General features: G+C 71.9%; 16 protein-coding genes. 9 read left to right on the top strand and 7 right to left on the bottom strand.

Annotated features, from left to right (window positions below; translation table 11 throughout):
* Positions 1-36 precede the first annotated feature (36 nt).
* Genes ABZ725_RS35085 through ABZ725_RS35075 form a run of 3 tightly spaced genes read left to right on the top strand, consistent with a single transcriptional unit; the run spans position 37 to position 3817 of the window.
* Entirely contained in the window at positions 37-1131 is a 1095-nt protein-coding gene (locus ABZ725_RS35085) for a thiamine ABC transporter substrate-binding protein (protein ID WP_358806494.1), read from the top strand.
* On the top strand, positions 1107-2795 hold the full coding sequence (locus tag ABZ725_RS35080) for an iron ABC transporter permease (protein WP_358806493.1): 1689 nt from the start codon (positions 1107-1109) through the stop codon (positions 2793-2795). Before ABZ725_RS35085 ends, ABZ725_RS35080 begins: the two co-directional genes overlap by 25 nt.
* Positions 2795-3817 carry an ABC transporter ATP-binding protein gene (locus tag ABZ725_RS35075; protein ID WP_358806492.1) on the top strand — a complete coding sequence of 341 codons (1023 nt, stop codon included), beginning with the start codon at positions 2795-2797 and terminating at the stop codon, positions 3815-3817. The genes ABZ725_RS35080 and ABZ725_RS35075 overlap by 1 nt, the downstream gene beginning before the upstream one ends.
* 107 nt (positions 3818-3924) lie before the next feature.
* Here ABZ725_RS35075 and ABZ725_RS35070 read toward each other — a convergent pair whose 3' ends face one another.
* The 7 genes from ABZ725_RS35070 to ABZ725_RS35040 all read right to left on the bottom strand — a co-directional run bounded on the left by ABZ725_RS35070 (position 3925) and on the right by ABZ725_RS35040 (position 10736).
* Positions 3925-4632 carry an LAETG motif-containing sortase-dependent surface protein gene (locus tag ABZ725_RS35070; protein ID WP_358806491.1) on the bottom strand — a complete coding sequence of 236 codons (708 nt, stop codon included), beginning with the start codon at positions 4630-4632 and terminating at the stop codon, positions 3925-3927.
* A 162-nt stretch (positions 4633-4794) separates the two neighbouring features.
* Complete coding sequence (locus ABZ725_RS35065) at positions 4795-5922, bottom strand: Rossmann fold nucleotide-binding protein (RefSeq protein WP_358806490.1); 1128 nt, start codon at positions 5920-5922, stop codon at positions 4795-4797.
* Positions 5923-5957: 35 nt separating this feature from the next.
* Positions 5958-6377, bottom strand: coding sequence for a VOC family protein (locus tag ABZ725_RS35060; protein WP_358806489.1), 420 nt, complete (start codon positions 6375-6377; stop codon positions 5958-5960).
* Between the two features lie 178 nt (positions 6378-6555).
* Positions 6556-7893 (bottom strand): hypothetical protein, encoded by a 1338-nt coding sequence (locus ABZ725_RS35055; RefSeq protein ID WP_358806488.1) that lies wholly within the window; start codon positions 7891-7893, stop codon positions 6556-6558.
* Positions 7875-8618, bottom strand: a complete 744-nt coding sequence (locus tag ABZ725_RS35050; RefSeq protein WP_358806487.1) for an ATP-binding cassette domain-containing protein — start codon at positions 8616-8618, stop codon at positions 7875-7877. Before ABZ725_RS35050 ends, ABZ725_RS35055 begins: the two co-directional genes overlap by 19 nt.
* A gap of 215 nt (positions 8619-8833) precedes the next feature.
* Complete coding sequence (locus ABZ725_RS35045) at positions 8834-10198, bottom strand: aspartate aminotransferase family protein (protein WP_351919575.1); 1365 nt, start codon at positions 10196-10198, stop codon at positions 8834-8836.
* A gap of 19 nt (positions 10199-10217) precedes the next feature.
* Entirely contained in the window at positions 10218-10736 is a 519-nt protein-coding gene (locus ABZ725_RS35040) for an Lrp/AsnC family transcriptional regulator (RefSeq protein ID WP_358806486.1), read from the bottom strand.
* A gap of 164 nt (positions 10737-10900) precedes the next feature.
* Between ABZ725_RS35040 and ABZ725_RS35035 the strand changes: the two genes are divergently transcribed.
* The 6 genes from ABZ725_RS35035 (at position 10901) to ABZ725_RS35010 (ending at position 15509) form a co-directional block, all read left to right on the top strand.
* Complete coding sequence (locus ABZ725_RS35035) at positions 10901-12340, top strand: gamma-aminobutyraldehyde dehydrogenase (protein ID WP_358806485.1); 1440 nt, start codon at positions 10901-10903, stop codon at positions 12338-12340.
* 138 nt (positions 12341-12478) lie between these two features.
* Positions 12479-12832 carry a sortase-dependent protein gene (locus ABZ725_RS35030; protein WP_351919595.1) on the top strand — a complete coding sequence of 118 codons (354 nt, stop codon included), beginning with the start codon at positions 12479-12481 and terminating at the stop codon, positions 12830-12832.
* Complete coding sequence (locus ABZ725_RS35025; protein WP_358806484.1) at positions 12829-13467, top strand: class F sortase; 639 nt, start codon at positions 12829-12831, stop codon at positions 13465-13467. The genes ABZ725_RS35030 and ABZ725_RS35025 overlap by 4 nt, the downstream gene beginning before the upstream one ends.
* Entirely contained in the window at positions 13464-13961 is a 498-nt protein-coding gene (locus ABZ725_RS35020; protein ID WP_351919582.1) for an RNA polymerase sigma factor, read from the top strand. Before ABZ725_RS35025 ends, ABZ725_RS35020 begins: the two co-directional genes overlap by 4 nt.
* Entirely contained in the window at positions 13945-14475 is a 531-nt protein-coding gene (locus ABZ725_RS35015; protein ID WP_358806483.1) for a hypothetical protein, read from the top strand. The genes ABZ725_RS35020 and ABZ725_RS35015 overlap by 17 nt, the downstream gene beginning before the upstream one ends.
* A 74-nt stretch (positions 14476-14549) precedes the next feature.
* Positions 14550-15509 carry a hypothetical protein gene (locus ABZ725_RS35010; RefSeq protein WP_351919585.1) on the top strand — a complete coding sequence of 320 codons (960 nt, stop codon included), beginning with the start codon at positions 14550-14552 and terminating at the stop codon, positions 15507-15509.
* The last annotated feature ends 35 nt before the right edge of the window (positions 15510-15544 follow it).

The following is a 15544-nucleotide window of genomic DNA, read 5'->3' as shown; positions in this document are numbered from 1 at the left end:
CGCGTCTCTTCCTGGCCAACCCCAGGAGGAAAACCAGTGCACAACAAGACCTTCATGGCCGTGGCCGTCGGGCTCGGCCTGGTCGCGCTGTCCACGCTGTCCGCATGCGGACCCACGGACGGCGACGGCGGCGAGGGAGTGTCGGCGCAGTCCAAGACCGTCACCCTCGTCAGCCATGACTCATGGGCCGTGTCCAAGAGCGTGCTCGCCGACTTCGAGAAGACCTCCGGCTACCGGGTCAAGGTCCTCAAGGACGGCGACGCCGGGCAGGCCGTCAACAAGGCCGTCCTCACCAAGGACAACCCGCAGGGCGACGTCTTCTTCGGCGTCGACAACACCCTGCTCTCACGCGCGCTCGACAACGGGCTGTTCCAGCCGTACGAGGCGAAGGGGCTGGACCAGGTCGGCGGCGCGTTCCAGCTGGACGCCGAGAAGCACCGGGTCACGCCGATCGACTTCGGCGACATCTGCGTCAACTACGACAAGGCGTACTTCACCGAGCACAAGCTGACCCCGCCGGCCTCCTTCGACGACCTGATCAAGCCCGCCTACAAGAACCTCCTCGTCACCGAGAACGCGTCCACTTCCTCGCCCGGACTCGGCTTCCTGCTCGGCACGGCCGCGAAGTACGGGGACGGAGGCTGGGAGGGGTACTGGACGAAGCTCAAGGCCAACGGCGTCAAGGTCGTCGACGGCTGGGAGCAGGCCTACAACGAGGAGTTCTCCGGGTCCGCCGGCGGCAAGAAGGCGGGGGCCGACCGGCCGCTCGTCGTCTCGTACGCCTCCTCGCCGCCCGCCGAGGTGATCTACGGCGACCCCAAGCCGACCACCGCCCCGACCGGGGTCGCGGCCGGCACCTGCTTCCGGCAGGTCGAGTTCGCGGGGCTGCTGAGCAACGCGCACAACAGCAAGGGCGGCAAGGCGCTGATCGACTTCCTGATCGGCAAGGAGTTCCAGGAGGACATGCCGCTCAACATGTTCGTCTACCCGGTGCGGACGGGCGCGCAGGTTCCGGCGGAGTTCACGCAGTACGGGCCGCAGGCGAAGGACCCCGAGACCCTCGCCCCGGCGAAGATCGCCGAACACCGCGACGACTGGGTCAAGTCATGGACCTCGCTCGTACTGAAGTAGCCGAAGCAGCCCGCAGGAAGGGCAGCGGCGCCAAGGGGAGCGCGGCGGCCCGGCTCGGGCTCATGGCCCTGCCCGTCGCGTTCTTCGCGGTGTTCTTCGCCTACCCGGTCGCCGCGATCGTGGCCCGGGGGCTCCACGTCGAGGGGATCTGGCGGTTCGGGCGGCTGTGGGACGTGCTCGCCCAGTCCGACGTCCGGCATGTGCTGTGGTTCACCACCTGGCAGGCGCTCGCCTCCACCGTGCTCACGCTGCTGGTCGCGCTGCCGGGCGCGTATGTGTTCGCCCGTCTGGACTTCCCGGGCAAGCAGGTGCTGCGCGCCGTGGTCACCGTCCCGTTCGTGCTGCCGACGGTCGTCGTCGGCACGGCGTTCCTGGCGCTCGTCGGGCGCGGCGGGCTGCTCGACGAGCTGTGGGGCGTACGGCTGGACACCACCGTGTGGGCGATCCTGCTCGCGCACGTCTTCTTCAACTACGCGGTCGTCGTACGGACCGTGGGCGGGCTGTGGGCGCAGCTCGACCCCGGGCAGGAGGAGGCGGCGCGGATGCTGGGCGCGTCCCGGCTGCGCGCCTGGCGCACGGTGACCCTGCCCGCCCTCGGGCCCGCCGTCGCGGCAGCCGCGCTGATGGTCTTCCTCTTCACCTTCACCTCCTTCGGTGTGGTGCAGATCCTCGGCGGCCCGACCTTCTCGACCCTTGAGGTGGAGATCTACCGGCAGACCTCCGAGATCTTCGACCTGTCCACGGCCGCCGTCCTCACGATCGTCCAGTTCGCGGCCGTCGGCGCGGTCCTCGCCGTGCACGCCCGGGCCGTGCGACGGCGGGAGAGCGCGCTGCGGCTGGTGGACGCGGCCGGGACGGCGCGGCGGCCGCGCGGGGCCGGGCAGTGGTCGCTGCTGGCGGGGGTGCTCGCGAGCATCGCCGTGCTGCTCGTGCTCCCGCTCGCGGTGCTGGTGCAGCGGTCGTTCGACGCACCCGACTTCGCCTACTACCGGGCGCTGACCAGCGACGACGGCAATGTCTTCCTGGTCCCGCCGATCGAGGCGATCGGCAACTCGCTGGAGTACGCCCTCGCCGCGACCGGGATCGCGGTGCTGGTCGGCGGGCTCGCCGCGGCCGCCCTCACCCGCCGGGACGCCGGACGGCTGATGCGGGGCTTCGACGCGCTGCTGATGCTGCCGCTGGGCGTCTCCGCGGTGACCGTCGGCTTCGGGTTCCTGATCGCGCTCGACGAGCCTCCGCTGGACCTGCGCGCCAGCTGGATCCTGGTGCCGCTCGCGCAGGCGCTGGTCGGCGTGCCCTTCGTCGTACGGACGATGCTGCCCGTGCTGCGGGCGGTGGACCGGCGGCTGCGGGAGGCGGCGGCCGTGCTCGGGGCGTCGCCCTGGCGGGTGTGGCGGGAGGTGGACCTGCCGATGGTGCGGCGGGCGCTGCTGGTCGCCGCCGGGTTCGCCTTCGCGGTGTCGCTGGGGGAGTTCGGCGCGACCGTGTTCATCGCCCGGCCCGACAACCCGACGCTGCCGGTCGCCGTGGCGCGGCTGCTCGGGCGGGCCGGTGAGCTCAACTACGGCCAGGCGATGGCCCTTTCGACGATTCTCATGGTGGTGTGCGCGGTGGCCCTGCTGGTGCTGGAGCGGCTGCGGACCGATCGGACGGGGGAGTTCTGATGCCGCTTCTCGAACTTGAGGGCGCGACCGTGCGGTTCGGTGGGCGGGCCGTCCTGGACGCCGTCGATCTCGCCGTCGCCGAGCACGAGGTGGTGTGTGTGCTGGGGCCGAGCGGGAGCGGCAAGTCGACGCTGCTGCGGGCGGTGGCCGGGCTTCAACCACTGGACTCCGGGCGGGTGTCGCTCGGCGGGAGCGATCAGGCGGGGGTGCCCGCGCATCGGCGGGAGCTCGGGCTGATGTTCCAGGACCATCAGCTGTTCCCGCAGCGGGACGTGGGCGGCAACGTGGCCTTCGGGCTGCGGATGCACGGCATGCCCAAGGCCCGACAGGGCGAGCGGGTGCGGGAGTTGCTCGAACTCGTGGGGCTGCCGGGGGCCGCGGGGCGGGCCGTGGCCGCGCTCTCCGGCGGGGAGCAGCAGCGGGTGGCGCTGGCCCGGGCCCTCGCGCCGCGTCCCCGGCTGCTGATGCTCGACGAGCCGCTCGGGCAGCTCGACCGGTCGCTGCGGGAGCGGCTGGTCGTCGAACTGCGGGAGCTCTTCGGCCGGTTGGGCACGACCGTGCTCGCGGTCACCCACGACCAGGGCGAGGCGTTCGCGCTCGCCGACCGGGTCGTGGTGATGCGGGACGGCCGGATCGCCCAGTCCGGCACTCCTCTTGAGGTCTGGCAGCGGCCGGCGGACGCGTTCGTGGCCCGCTTCCTCGGCTTCGACAACGTGGTGGAGGCGACCGTCACCGGCGAGGTGGCCGTCACGCCGTGGGGCAAGGTGCCGGTGCCGGCCGGGTCGGCGCAGGGGGCGCGCACCTTGCTGGTCCGGCCCGCCGGAGTGCGCCTGGTGGGTGTGGACGAGGGACTGCGCTGCACGGTCGCCGCGCGCACTTTCCGGGGCACGCATGTCGCTGTGCACCTCCAGCCGGAGGGCGCACCGAAGCTGGAGGCGGCGTGCGCGCTGCGGGACGCGCCGGAGGTCGGGAGCACGGTGGAGGCGTCCTTCGACACGGCCGAAATCGTCGTGCTGGACTGACGCGCCGCCCCCCTACGGTCTGGACCGAGTTCGGCTGAGCGGCCGGGACAAGCGGGTGGCCCGCCCCGGTCGGGGACGGGCCACTCACGTTCGGTCGGTGGTGGAGGTCAGCGGTGGCTGGCCCCACGGCGACGCATGCCGAAGAACACCGCGCCGCCGCCGACGGCGACCAGCGCGGCCGCAATGCCGACGATCAGACCGGTGTTGGAGCCCGCGCCGGTCTCGGCGAGGTTGGACTCCTGGGCCGCGGCCGACGGGACGTTGCCCGCGGAGACCGGGGGTGCGGAGCTCTCGCTCGCCGAGTCCGACGGGGACGGCGAAGCGGTGACGGTCTCGGCGGGCGGCGGAACAGTGTCCGACGGCGTCGAGGACGGGGTGGTGGTCGGGGTGGAGGTGTCGTCGGCCTTGCAGGCCTTGGACGGGGTGGTCAGGTTGGGGGAGATGTCCGCGCTGACCGGCTTCTTGGCGGTCGGGGCCTCGATGTGGACACGGTAGACCGCGCCCGGCTCCCAGTCCTCGGCGAAGGTGATGGTGGTGCCCTCGGCGGAGCCCTTGACGATCTGCTCGGCGCCGACCTGGCGGACGTCGGCGTTGTTGTTCTCGAGGAAGACCGTGACCTTGGCCTCGACGCCCGTGGCGTCCTTGTCGGTCACGGTGATGACGCCCTTGGTGCCATCACAGCCGGCGGCGGCGGAGAAGTCACCGATCTCGCAGGCCAGCGCGGTGCCGGAGGCACTGAGCGCGAGGGCGGCGGAGGCGGCGGTGACGCCGAGCATGCGCACCGAACGGGCGGCGGTACGGCGGGATATGGACACGTTTGTCCTTTACGGGAAGCGCAACTGCGGGGGGTGGAGGGGGAGATGGCGCCCCCGGTGAGCGGGGTGCGTCACCATCCCCAGCAGACTCACAGGTCTATAAGCGTTCCATAAGAAGTGTCAATGTGGCGACCCCTCTGAGCGGTTGCCTTTGCCCGCTTATTAACCACCGAGACGTTTCAGCGCCTCCGGAGCCTCCTCGATCCGGTCAACGAGGGCGATACGGGACTCCATCGCCCGCTCCCGGGCGAGTGACCGCAAGAGCGGCCAGGCCGGCAGGCGTTCGGTCCAGTGCGCGCGGTCCACGAGCACCATCGGCGTCGGCTCGCCCCGCGACTCGTAGTAGTTGGGCGTCGTGTTGTCGAAGATCTCCTGGACGGTTCCGGCGGCGCCCGGCAGGAACACCACGCCCGCGGTGCAGCGGGCCAGCAGGCCGTCCTCCCGCGTGGCGTTGGAGAAGTACTTGGCGATGTGCGCGGCGAACGGGTTCGGCGGCTCATGGCCGTAGAACCAGGTGGGGATGCCCACCGAGGGGCCGCCGCCGGGCCAGTCGTCGCGCACCTCGAAGGCGGCCCGGGCCCAATCGGTGATCGAGGGGGTGAACTTCGGCGCCTTGGCGAGGCGTCGGAGGGACTCGGCGAGCATCTCGTCGTCGAAGGGGGCCGCGTACGCGCCGAGGTTGGCCGCCTCCATCGCGCCGGGTCCGCCGCCGGTCGCCACCGTGAGCCCTGCGCGGGCGAGTTCACGGCCGAGGCGGGCCGCGCCGGCGTACGCCTCCGTGCCGCGCGCCATCGCATGACCGCCCATCACACCCACCACCCGGGCCCCGACGAGGAGTTCGTCGAGGGCGTCCGACACGGCGTCGTCGTGGATCGAGCGGAGCATGGAGCCGAATATGTCGCCGTCCGCCTTGGTCTGCTGGAACCAGGCGTAGGTGCGGGCGTCCGGTGTCGCCTCGTAGCCCGCGACCAGGTCGGCGAACAGCTCGTCGGGGGTGTAGACGAAGCCGCGGTACGGGTCGAAGGACAGACCCGGCACGGGCGGGAGCACGAGGGCCCCCGAAGCCCGGGACTTCGCGGCCGCGTCCGGGTGCATCGGGCAGCCGAGGAAGACGGCGGCCGTGGTGTCCAGGGCGAGGAGGACCTCGGTACGGTCCGTCAGGTCGACCGACTGGACGCGGAAGTGGGAGAGGGTGCCGTGGTCGCGGACCACCTCGTCGAACTCGGCGAGGGACTCGATCTCACGGTCGTGGGAGCCGTCGAACGGCTGGGCGGGTGTCGTCGGATGCACCCGCCCATGCTAGGCACTGCCGTGCGAACGGGGGTTCAGCCCTGCACGGCCGACGGGTCCATCCAGACGACCTCCCAGGTGTGGCCGTCGAGGTCGTCGAAGGAGCGGCCGTACATGAAGCCCATGTCCTGGGTCTCGCCGCTCGGCGAGCCGCCCAGCGCGAGCGCCCTGTCGACGAGTTCGTCGACCTTCGCGCGGCTCTCGGCGCTCAGCGCGATCAGGACCTCGCTGGTCTTCGTGGCGTCCGCGATCTCCTTCCCGGTGAAGGTCGAGTAGAACGGCTTGACGAGCAGCATCGCGACGATCGTGTCGCTGATCACCACGGAGGCCGCGTTGTCGTCGCTGAACTGCGGGTTGATCGTGTAGCCGAGCTCCGTGAAGAACTTCTTCGAGGCGGCGAGGTCGTTCACGGGCAGGTTGACGAAGATCATCTGCTGGTAGGCCGGGGCGGTCATCGCGTCTCTCCCTGGGGGTTCGTGGTGCCGGTGCGGGCCGGCGTGTGCTGTTCGGTGGGGTAGACCCGGGGGCCGCGCCGGACTCATCGGTGGGCGGGAGATCTTTTCGGCCGGGATCTCAGCGGGTCTGCCGGGATCTCAGCGGGTCGGCCGGGACTTCAGTGGGTCGGCCGGGACTTCAGCGGGTCAGGGGGAGCGCCGCGAGTTCGGCCACGACGAGGGTGAGCGGGACGAACAGCGCCAGCAGGGCGCCGGTGCGCATCGCGGCGGCGCTGCGCAGCGTCTTGGCCGGGGCACCGAGGCGGAGCAGCGCGGCGGTGGTGTCGGCGCGGGCCTGCCTCGCCTCCACGGCCGCCGTCAGCAGCGTGGCGACGGTGGAGCCCGCCACGACCAGCGCGCCGAGGGTGGTGAGCGGGCCGAAGGACGGGTCGGCCGGGTCGTACAGCGCGGCCATCGTGTACGCGCCGGAGGCCACCGCGCAGACCACGCCCAACGGGCGGCCGATGCGGGACGCCTCCTGCATCAGGCCCCGGCCCGCGAGGAGCCGGAGGGCGCCGGGGCGGGCCGCCTGCAGCAGCCGGCCGCACAGATGGGTGAGGCCGGGGCCGGCGAGGGCGAGGCCGACGGCGGTGAGGATCCAGCCGAGGAGGACGCCGGCGGGGCCGCTCGGGAGGCCGCCGGGGAGCGGCAGGGCACCGTCGGCGGCGGCGCGGCTCGCATAGCCCTCCACCGCCAGACCCGTGGCCAGCAGGGCCGCACCCCAGGGGAGGGCGGTGGGGTTGGGGGTGGGGGTGAGGTCGAGGGGAAGGTCCGGGGCGGGGCTCGGGGCGGCTTCGGGCTCCGGGGCGGGCAGGGCGTCGTCGGCCGGGGCCGGGGGGCGGGGCGCGCTGCTCTTCAGCCGCGCGCCGAACCTGCCGTACGCCCCGAACCTCTCCCTCGACCCCGTCGGTCCGCGCGCTCCGAACCGGCCGAACACGCGCGGGGCCGCCTGGGCCGCCACGCGTGCGTCCCGCGGGCGGAGCATCAACGCCACCGCGACGGACGAGGCCGCCGGTACCAGGGCCAGCAGGGTGAGGGCGGCGGGCAGCGGAAGCGGTTGGTGCGCGGCCAGGAACTCGGCTGCCGCTCCGTCGAACGGCATGCCCGTGAGGTCGCCGCGGAGGTGGAGGAAGAGGAGGAGGGCCAGCATGGAGCCGAGCAGCGTCGACAGGGCCGTCGTCGTCGCCGAGACGGCCATCAGGCGGGCCGGGCCCAGGCCGACCGCCGCGAGGCCCGGCCGGGGGCGGGTGCCGGGGTCGGTGCGGGCCACGGCCAGGGCGAAGTAGACCGTCGCGGCGAGGGGGACGGCGCACCAGGCCAGCCGGAGCGTGGAGGCCGCCGTGGTGTCCGGGTGGGTCAGGGCGTGGCCGAGGGTGCACAGGAGGAGGAAGCCGGTGCCCGCCGAGGCCGTCGCCACCAGCAGGCGGCGGAGCTGGACGGCGGGGTGGGCGCTGCGGGTCAGACGGAGAGCGAGCACGCGGCCCCCCGGCCTTCCGGCTCCGTCACCGGGGGCAGATGGACCGTCTTGACCCGGCGCCCGTCCAGCAGCGGCACCGTGCGGTCGGCGAGGGCCGCGGTCTCCGCGTCGTGGGTGGCCAGTACCACCGTGATGCCGTGGGAGCGGGCCGCCGTGGTCAGGGTGCGCAGGACGTGCGCCCGGTCCGCGCGGTGCAGGGGGGCCGTGGGCTCGTCGGCGAAGAGGATCGAGGGGGCCGGGGCCAGGGCGCGGGTGATGCAGACCCGCTGGCGTTCGGCGTGGGTGAGTTCGTGCGGGCGGCTGCGGGAGCGCTCGCCGATGTCCAGGCGCTCCAGCCACTCCAGCGCGGCGACCTTGGCCCGGCGGCGGCTGGTGCCGCGCAGCATCAGGGGGAGGGCCGCGTTCTCCCAGACGTTGAGCTCGGGCACGAGCACCGGCGCCGGGTCGATCCAGCCGAAGCGGTCGCGGCGCAGCCGTTCGCGGGCCATCGGGCCCATGGTGTGCACGGGGACGCTGTTGAACCAGACCTCGCCGCTCTGGGCGGGCACCAGGCCGGACAGACAGTGCAGCAGGGTCGTCTTGCCGCTGCCGCGCGGTCCGCTGACGGCGAGGATCTCGCCCTCCCGCACTCCCAGGGAGACCCCGCCGAGACCGGGGGAGCCGTCGGGGTGCGTGAAGTGCAGGGAGCGTGCCCAGAGCACGTCGTTGTCCGGCGGGGCCTCCATGGGCGTACACCTCGGTTCAGATCCGTTTTATCCCTGGCCGTTCCCCCGTCCGGGGGAGTGAAGGGGGAACGAAGGCAGGGCCGATCGGTCACGAGCACGCTAAGGAGGTCGCGGCGGGCATCCGCACAGCACACGGCCCCGGGCCGCCGTTTCTCACTCGAACGGCAGACGCCGGGGCCGGTGTTGATCACAGGGTCAGCTGATCAGGCTGTCGGTCACAGCTTCGTCCACGCCTCCGTCAGCGTCGCGCGCAGGATCTGCTCGATCTCGTCGAACGTCTCCTGGTTCGAGATCAGCGGCGGGGCGAGCTGGACGACCGGGTCGCCGCGGTCGTCGGCACGGCAGTACAGGCCGTTGTCGTACAGCGCCTTGGAGAGGAAGCCGTACAGGACGCGCTCGGTCTCGTCCGCGTCGAAGGACTCCTTCGTCGCCTTGTCCTTGACCAGTTCGATGCCGTAGAAGAAGCCGTTGCCGCGGACGTCGCCGACGATCGGCAGGTCGTGCAGCTTCTGGAGCGTGGAGAGGAACGCGCCCTCGTTGTCCAGGACGTGCTGGTTGAGGCCCTCGCGCTCGAACAGGTCGAGGTTGGCCAGGCCCACGGCCGCGGACACCGGGTGGCCGCCGAAGGTGTAGCCGTGCAGGAAGGTGTTGTCGCCCTGGTAGAAGGGCTCGGCCAGCCGGTCGCTGATGATGCAGGCGCCGATCGGGGAGTAGCCCGAGGTCATGCCCTTGGCGCAGGTGATCATGTCCGGGACGTAGTCGAACTTGTCGCAGGCGAACATCGTGCCGAGGCGGCCGAAGGCGCAGATGACCTCGTCCGACACGAGCAGCACGTCGTACTGGTCGCAGATCTCGCGCACCCGCTGGAAGTAGCCGGGCGGGGGCGGGAAGCAGCCGCCCGCGTTCTGCACCGGCTCCAGGAAGACCGCGGCGACGGTGTCCGGGCCCTCGAAGAGGATCTGCTGCTCGATCTGGTCGGCGGCCCAGCGGCCGAAGGCCTCGGGGTCGTCGCCGTGGATCGGGGCGCGGTAGATGTTGGTGTTGGGCACCTTGTGCGCGCCCGGGACGAGCGGCTCGAAGGGGGCCTTCAGGGCCGGCAGGCCGGTGATGGACAGGGCGCCCTGCGGGGTGCCGTGGTAGGCGACCGCGCGGGAGATGACCTTGTACTTGGTGGGCTTGCCGACCAGCTTGAAGTACTGCTTGGCCAGCTTCCAGGCGGTCTCGACGGCCTCGCCGCCGCCGGTGGTGAAGAAGACCTTGTTGAGGTCGCCGGGCGCGTGGTGGGCGAGACGTTCCGCCAGCTCGACGGCCTTGGGGTGGGCGTAGGACCACACCGGGAAGAACGCGAGCTCCTGCGCCTGCTTGAAGGCCGCCTCGGCGAGCTCCACGCGGCCGTGGCCGGCCTGGACCACGAACAGACCCGCGAGTCCGTCGAGGTAGCGCTTGCCCTTGTCGTCGTAGATGTAGGTGCCCTCGCCCCGGACGATCGTCGGGACCGGGGAGTTCTCGTACGAGGACATGCGGGTGAAGTGCATCCACAGGTGGTCGTACGCGGTGCGGCTGAGGTCCTTTGAGCTCACGGTTATCGGGTCCTCACGGTTATCGGGTTCCCCACATGTAGGTCTGCTTCTTCAGCTTCAGATAGACGAAGCTCTCGGTCGAGCGCACGCCGGACAGGGCGCGGATGCGTTTGTTGATCACGTCCAGCAGATGGTCGTCGTCCTCGCAGACGATCTCGGCGAGGACGTCGAACGAGCCCGCGGTCATCACCACGTACTCGACCTCCGGCATGGCGGTCAGCGCCTCGGCTATGGACTCGACATCGCCCTCGACGTTGATCCCGACCATCGCCTGCCGGCGGAAGCCCACGGTCAGCGGGTCCGTGACGGCGACGATCTGCATCACGCCCTGGTCGAGCAGCTTCTGGACGCGCTGGCGCACGGCCGCCTCGGAGAGGCCGACCGCCTTGCCGATCGCGGCGTACGGCCGACGGCCGTCCTCCTGGAGCTGCTCGATGATGGCAAGGCTGACGGCATCGAGGTGCGGGGTGCTGCCGTTCCTGGACTCGCGGGAGTCCCTGTGCTCTGCGCTTCGACTGGCCACGGCCTCACTCTGCACGACGTCTCGACAGTTCCGCAAGGTTGATGCGATGAAATTCGTTGTTTACGTGAGTGAGATCTGCGGATTCCGCAGCCATCATGCGATCGGGGGTGTTGAAAACGTCGGTGCGCGGATTAGTGTGGGTGTCTCAGCCAATGGACACGCACTTGGAGGGCCGGTCAGTGAGCAGCGAGCTGCGTCGCCTGCGCAACTACATCGACGGTGAGTTCCGGGACGCCGTCGACGGACGGACCACCGAGGTGGTCAACCCCGCGACGGGCGTGGCGTACGCGACCGCGCCGCTGTCCGGCCCGTCGGACGTCGACGCCGCGATGGCGGCCGCCGCGGCGGCCTTCCCGGGCTGGCGCGACACGACCCCGGCCGAGCGGCAGAAGGCCCTGCTGAAGATCGCGGACGCGTTCGAGGAGCGGGCCGAGGAGCTCATCGCGGCCGAGGTGGAGAACACGGGCAAGCCGATCGGGCTGACCCGCTCCGAGGAGATCCCTCCCATGGTCGACCAGATCCGCTTCTTCGCGGGCGCGGCCCGGATGCTGGAGGGGCGCTCGGCCGGCGAGTACATGGAGGGGATGACGTCCATCGTCCGCCGCGAGCCGGTCGGCGTCTGTGCGCAGGTCGCGCCGTGGAACTACCCGATGATGATGGCCGTGTGGAAGTTCGCCCCGGCGATCGCGGCCGGCAACACGGTCGTCCTGAAGCCCTCGGACACCACCCCGGCCTCGACCGTCCTGATCGCCGACATCATCGGCTCGATCCTGCCCAAGGGCGTCTTCAACGTCGTCACCGGCGACCGTGACACCGGCCGGCTGATGGTCGAGCACCCGACCCCGGCGATGGCCTCCATCACCGGTTCGGTGCGCGCCGGCATGTCGGTCGCCGAGTCGGCGTCGAAGGACCTCAAGCGCGTCCACCTCGAGCTGGGCGGCAAGGCGCCGGTCGTCGTCTTCGAGGACACCGACATCGCCAAGGCCGTCGAGGACATCTCCGTGGCGGGCTACTTCAACGCCGGCCAGGACTGCACGGCGGCCACGCGCGTGCTCGTCCAGGAGTCGATCCACGACGAGTTCGTGGCGGCGCTGGCGAAGGCCGCGGCCGAGACGAAGACCGGTCAGCCGGACGACGAGGACGTGCTCTACGGCCCGCTCAACAACCCCAACCAGCTCAAGCAGGTCAGCGGCTTCATCGAGCGGCTGCCCGCGCACGCCAAGGTCGAGGCGGGCGGCCGGCGCGTCGGCGAGCAGGGCTACTTCTACGCGGCGACCGTCGTCTCCGGTCTGAAGCAGGACGACGAGATCATCCAGCACGAGGTCTTCGGACCGGTCATCACCGTCCAGTCCTTCACGGACGAGGAGCAGGCGGTGGAGTGGGCCAACGGCGTCGAGTACGCCCTCGCCTCCTCGGTGTGGACCAAGGACCACGGGCGCGCGATGCGGATGTCCAAGAAGCTCGACTTCGGCTGCGTGTGGATCAACACCCACATCCCGCTGGTCGCCGAGATGCCCCACGGCGGCTTCAAGAAGTCCGGCTACGGCAAGGACCTGTCGGGCTACGGCTTCGACGACTACACCCGCATCAAGCACGTGATGACCTCCCTGGACGCGTAGCCCTCCGTCGCGCGGAGCCGCCCCTCGGGGCGGCTTTGCCATCTCTTTGCAACCCGTCTCCGGGCTGTCTCGTCTCTTCGCTCGATCCGTCGCTCGATCCGTCGACGGACCGATGAAAGAGAGCGATTCATGCGACTCATGCCCCGAACGGGCCTCGCCGCCCTGGCAGTTGCGACCACCGCCCTGCTGGCCGGCGCGGCGCCCGCGCTCGCCGACGCGGGGACGCCGACCCCCGTCCCCGACACCCGCAGCGCGAGCCCGGTGCCGAGCGCGGCCCCGACCGAACAGACGCCGGCGGACGAGGCCGGCACGGCTCCGTCCGCCGTTCCGAGCCAGGTCGGCGTCGTGCCGCGGGGCGCGGCCGACACCGGTGTCGAGGAGCCGGCGGCCGAGAGCCACGGCACGCTGATCGGCGGCAGCACGGCCGCGGTGTTCGCGGCGGCCGGCACCGCCTTCTACGTCGTACGGCGCCGGAGGGCGACCGGCGCATGAGCCCCCTCTCCAGGCGCGCCCCGGCCGCCCTCGCGGCTCTGGCGGCTCTGCTGCTGCTCACGGGCTGCGCCGCCGACGAGGCCGAACCGGCCGCCGTACGCACGCCGGACGCTTCCTCGGCCCCCGTCGCCCGGGCGGCGCAGCCCCTCGCGCGCTCGGCGCCGGTCGGGCTGCGGATCCCCGCCATCGAGGTCGACACCCCGGTCATGCGGCTGGGGCTGGCCGCCGACGGCACCGTCGAGGTGCCTCCGGTCGAGAAGGACGACCGGGCGGGATGGTACGAGAACTCGCCGACGCCGGGGCAGACCGGGCCGTCGGTCGTCCTCGGCCATGTCACGGTCGGCCGGTACGGCGACGGCGTGTTCCGCCGACTCGATCAGTTGCGCAAGGGCGACCTGATCGCGGCGCGCCTGGAGAACGGCACGACGGCCGAGTTCGCCGTCACCGAGGTACGCACCGTCGACAAGGCCGAGTTCCCGACCGAGGACGTCTACGGGAACGTGGACCGGCCCGAGTTGCGTCTCATCACGTGCGGCGGCCCCCGTACCGGCGACGGATACCGCGACAACGTGATCGTCTTCGCCGAGCTGAGCCCGTCGCCCGGCGCCGGGTCGAGTGCTGCGGGAGAACGTTGAAGCGGTCAGCCTCGCGGGAGAGGGCGGCGTCCGAGCTGTTCGCCGCCCTCTACCCACGCCTCGCCGGCTGGTGCCGCCGGCTCGTCGACGACGACGAGACGGCGCACGAGATCGCCTCGGAGGCGTTCACCCGGCTCTGGGCCCGTTGGACGGCGGTCGCGGAGCCCCAGGGCTTTCTGTTCGTCACCGCCGCCAACCTGGTCCGCGACCACTGGCGCAAGCTCGAACGGGAGCGCCGGGCCGTGCGCCGGGTCGGCGTCGAGGCCGCCGTCGCCCCGCCCGCCGAACCGGTCGACCCCTCGGTGCGGATGCTCGTGCAGTCCCTGCCCGACCGGCTGCGCGTGCCGATCCTGCTGCACTACTACGCTGACATGCCGATCAGGGAGGTGTCCGTGCTGACCGGGCGCAAGGAAGGAACCGTCAAGGCCGACCTGCACGCGGCCCGTGAACTGCTCCGCGCCCATCTGAGGAGAAGCCTTGATCACACCTGCTGACGACTTCGACGACGGCCCGGACCTCGACCCCGACGACCCCCTCACCGTCATCCTGCGACCCGCCTCCGGCCACCTCGGCCCGCCGCCCGGCCGCTACGAGGAGGTCCGCCGTGGCGCGGCCCGCCGTCGGCTGCTGCGCGCCGCCGCCGGGGCCGGGGCGACCTGCGCGGCCCTCGCGCTCGTCGTCCTGCTGCCGCTGCGTCTGACGGCGTCCGACGCGCCCGCGCGTCCGACGGTCCCGCTCGCCCCGCCGTCGGTGAGCGGCTCGGCGACCGTGCCCACCCCGTCGGCCGTGCCCTCCCGGGCGGCCTCGCCCGGGCAGGCCGACCAGCGCCCTACCGAGGGGGCCCCGACCCCCGTACCGGACGACCGGGCCTCGACTGCGCCCATCGACACCGCTGCCTCCCCCGCCGACTCCGCCCGTAGCCTGTCGCCGACACCGGCGGCGCGGGACGAGTCGGCCGAGCCGAGTACGCCGTCCGTCGCGCCGTCCGCGTCGAGTACGCGCCGCTGAGGCCGATCCACGCACCGTAGCCGTCGGGGGGCGGTTGCTCCTACCCTGGAGGTCGCCGTCGGGGGAGGGTGGTCGTGTCGCGCAGTACACCGCAGCCGTCGGGGCGCCGGCTGGAGGACTCGATCGCGTGGGCGGTCCGCAACGCGGACGGCGTCGTCGCCATCGGGCTGGCGCTGACCGTGGCCCTGCTGGACGTCACGGACAAGGGCTTCGACGAGGACAACGACATCGTCTCCGGCGCCATCCTGCTGGTCCTGGCCGCGCTGGTGTACGGCTCGCTGACCGAGCGCCGACGGCGGATGGCCGACCTCCGCGCCGCCACCGCCGGGACGAGCCGGGCCATCGAGGACCTGGCGATGGTCCGCACGCTGGCCGGCCCGGAGGTGGGCCTGGCGCACGAACAGGCCCGACGCAGCACCGCCCGCTGGGTGTTCAAGGGCGGCACCGGCACCTATCTGCGGGCGGTCACCCTGCCGGAGTGCGTGCGCGAGGCGCAGCGGCAGCGCCGTTCCCTCAGCATGAAGATCGACATCGTCAACCCGGCCGACGACCGGGTGTGCGAGGCCTACGCCCGCTTCAGACGCACCTTCGGACACGAGGACACCGGCGGCTGGACCCTCGAACGCACCCGCAAGGAGTCGTACGCCACCGTCCTGGCGGCCAGTTGGCACCGGCAGCGGCTGGACACCCTGGAGATCGACGTCCATCTCAGCTCCGTGGCACCGGCGTTGCGCTTCGACCTGTCCGACACCTGCCTGATCATCACCCAGGACGACCCGCGCCGGGTGAGCCTGTACGTCGAGCGGGGGCGGCCGCTGTACGACTACTACGTCACCGAGTTGCACCTCAGCCGCGAGCAGGCGGTCAAACTCGACCTGCGGGAGGCCACCCCGCTCGGCGACGAGCCGACCGTCGACGAGGTCAGACGACTGCTGGAGCGGCTCGGACTGCCGCTGCCGGCGAGTTTCACCGACCGCGACGTCGGCGACGTCATCGACAAGGCGCTGCACGCGGAGGATCCCTACCGCAGATGAGAGCGCCGGCTTTCTTCGGTCTGACGAGGGGGGAG

The organism is Streptomyces sp. NPDC006872, from assembly GCF_040635845.1.
Lineage (GTDB): Bacteria > Actinomycetota > Actinomycetes > Streptomycetales > Streptomycetaceae > Streptomyces.
Note: the sequence above shows the minus strand (reverse complement) of the source record. Positions and strands in the feature narration are given on the sequence as shown.

Excerpts from the sequence above, each read along its gene's own strand:
- ABZ725_RS35025 (WP_358806484.1), top strand. The coding sequence starts at position 12,829 with ATGAGCCCCCTCTCCAGGCGCGCCCCGGCCGCCCTCGCGGCTCTGGCG.
- ABZ725_RS35060 (WP_358806489.1), bottom strand. The coding sequence starts at position 6,377 with ATGACCGCCCCGGCCTACCAGCAGATGATCTTCGTCAACCTGCCCGTG.
- ABZ725_RS35080 (WP_358806493.1), top strand. The coding sequence starts at position 1,107 with ATGGACCTCGCTCGTACTGAAGTAGCCGAAGCAGCCCGCAGGAAGGGC.
- ABZ725_RS35030 (WP_351919595.1), top strand. The coding sequence starts at position 12,479 with ATGCCCCGAACGGGCCTCGCCGCCCTGGCAGTTGCGACCACCGCCCTG.
- ABZ725_RS35050 (WP_358806487.1), bottom strand. The coding sequence starts at position 8,618 with ATGGAGGCCCCGCCGGACAACGACGTGCTCTGGGCACGCTCCCTGCAC.
- ABZ725_RS35075 (WP_358806492.1), top strand. The coding sequence starts at position 2,795 with ATGCCGCTTCTCGAACTTGAGGGCGCGACCGTGCGGTTCGGTGGGCGG.